The organism is Paenibacillus caui (assembly GCF_019904135.1).
Lineage (GTDB): Bacteria > Bacillota > Bacilli > Paenibacillales > Paenibacillaceae > Fontibacillus > Fontibacillus caui.
This window is the reverse complement of sequence record NZ_JAIOGQ010000073.1, coordinates 1-1812: the sequence shown is the minus strand read 5'-3', so window position 1 is coordinate 1812 and position 1812 is coordinate 1. Positions and strand designations below refer to the sequence as shown.

At 41.1% G+C, this 1812-nt stretch carries 3 protein-coding genes; 2 read left to right on the top strand and 1 reads right to left on the bottom strand.

The window, feature by feature from the left end; translation table 11 throughout:
- Positions 1–350: 350 nt before the first annotated feature.
- Together K7397_RS21135 and K7397_RS21130 are read left to right on the top strand one after the other, a co-directional pair.
- Positions 351–842, top strand: a complete 492-nt coding sequence (locus tag K7397_RS21135) for a DUF6933 domain-containing protein (RefSeq protein WP_223070551.1) — start codon at positions 351–353, stop codon at positions 840–842.
- Between the two features lie 229 nt (positions 843–1071).
- Positions 1072–1326 carry a hypothetical protein gene (locus K7397_RS21130; protein WP_223070550.1) on the top strand — a complete coding sequence of 85 codons (255 nt, stop codon included), beginning with the start codon at positions 1072–1074 and terminating at the stop codon, positions 1324–1326.
- A 99-nt stretch (positions 1327–1425) separates the two neighbouring features.
- On the opposite strand, the gene K7397_RS21125 is transcribed toward K7397_RS21130, so the two are convergent.
- Positions 1426–1812 (bottom strand): transposase (locus K7397_RS21125; RefSeq protein ID WP_223070549.1); only part of this gene is annotated, 387 nt, incomplete at its 5' end.

Here is a 1812-nt window from a genome sequence, read left to right as displayed (position 1 = left end):
CCAAGTTGTTCTCCTTGATGAAAGCCCGTAGTTGTTCTTTTGACCAAAGTCCCATGTATTCTCCCAACCTTTCTATTACTTCCATTTTACTGGGTTTAGGAGTTTACACAAACTATTTTACAGACTCTTTGAGGGTAATTCAGAGAGGTCGGAGACATCAGTTAACATCGTATTCATGCTTCGGGCCGTTGGTCCTCGGATCGCCAGAAGGTAAGATGCCAGGCAGTGGAATCAGGCGATCAACCCTGCAAGGCTAAGTCTCCGACCCGGCGCTTAGGCGCCTTAAGCCTTTCGGGTTCATGAATACTGAGACGTTATGTGAAACCTGTGCAAAGGAAGGATAATAGAGAATGTTTGTCTTAAGATTTACTCAAACTCTACTGAAAGAAATGAAAGCTATTCCTAAAGAGAATGAACTCGTTTCTCCCCTCTTTAGTTGGCATGCAAACATCATTCGTTTAAATAATAGAAAGCACATATTATTCGTCAACGATTTAAGTCGGTTGAGTGTACTAATAGAAGGAATAAGAACTGCTCAGTTAAATGGACTGATAGATAAATTTCAATCAGAACTTTTTGATTATTTGGTAAGCGAAGAGATTGAACAGGCACTAATAAATTCGTATATGAACGACGGTTCGGAAGTAACTATCTCGAAGACTAATAGTAGAAGCGTATTAGGTACAATGAAAGAAATAACCTTTTATAGTACGGACACGCAAATGGAATTTGCAGATAAAGAAGAACTAATAAAATGGCTGAATAGAATAATTTATAAACCAATTGACTATGAAGAACCAATAAAAGTATTTAAAGAAGCAATTCAAAGGCAGTATATGTAAGAAACTCAGGGAAGGCACAGGCATCACATAACACCGTATTCACGCTGCGGGCCTGTAGGCCCTAGGATCGCCAGAAGATAAGAAGCCAGGAAGTGGAATCAGGCGATCAACCCTACAAGGCTAAGTCTTCGACCCGGCGCTGACGCGCCTTAAGCCTTTCGGGTTCGTGAATACAACAACGTTATCGGAAATCGAGGTAAGGCTTTTATAAAAAAGTAAGGAGTAAAACATGCCAAATAAATTTAGATCTTTAATTGGGGCTGTACTTCTTTTATTGAGTGGTATCATAGCAGTCATTTATTACAATATGAACAGTAGTTACAAGATTGATGAAATACCAAATGATATAGTTCATCGTATTTATAATAGTGCGGATGGTAAGGGAAATATAGAAAATTTAAAAATTCAAGAAAGCAAGAAAATTGGAAAGTATCTAGTGTTTTTATATTCGAGCATTTTGCATAATTCCGTGATTGAGAATTAGACAGCAGAATCTAAGGAGTAGTTGGTGGTGTATTTTCGTCTCAGGTGACTTCGGACATAAAAAAGGGCGGACCTGCAGAATTTCTGTTCGTTCAAAAATTTAAGCAGCGACTTTAGGTGACTGACGTGCCATCGCCAGTGCAGAGGCCAACAGTACAATTGCGTTCAGATATTGGTGAGTGGTCACCTTCCGAATTCCCCAGACATGCATGGTCTCTGCGGTCAAATATGTTTTCATCCGGGAATTGCATCGCTCCACGCTAGTTCTTTCGTTGTAAAGCTCTTTCCAGCGTTTCGTGTCCCGATGTGGACTTGAATAGCGGCGGAAGTCGCTTTTCGTATCCACTTTGACGACCATTCCATAGTTAGAAGACGAACAAGCAGCCATACCGAGCGGACAGTCCACCTTGCCTGTGGCATGGGGACAACGGAATTTCAGATGATCACCATCCGCTCCCCAATAGGTCATGGCAAAGCCCATCGAGCA

Coding starts and splice junctions, on each gene's coding strand:
- K7397_RS21135 (WP_223070551.1), top strand. CDS start 351: ATGTTTGTCTTAAGATTTACTCAAACTCTACTGAAAGAAATGAAAGCT.
- K7397_RS21130 (WP_223070550.1), top strand. CDS start 1,072: ATGCCAAATAAATTTAGATCTTTAATTGGGGCTGTACTTCTTTTATTG.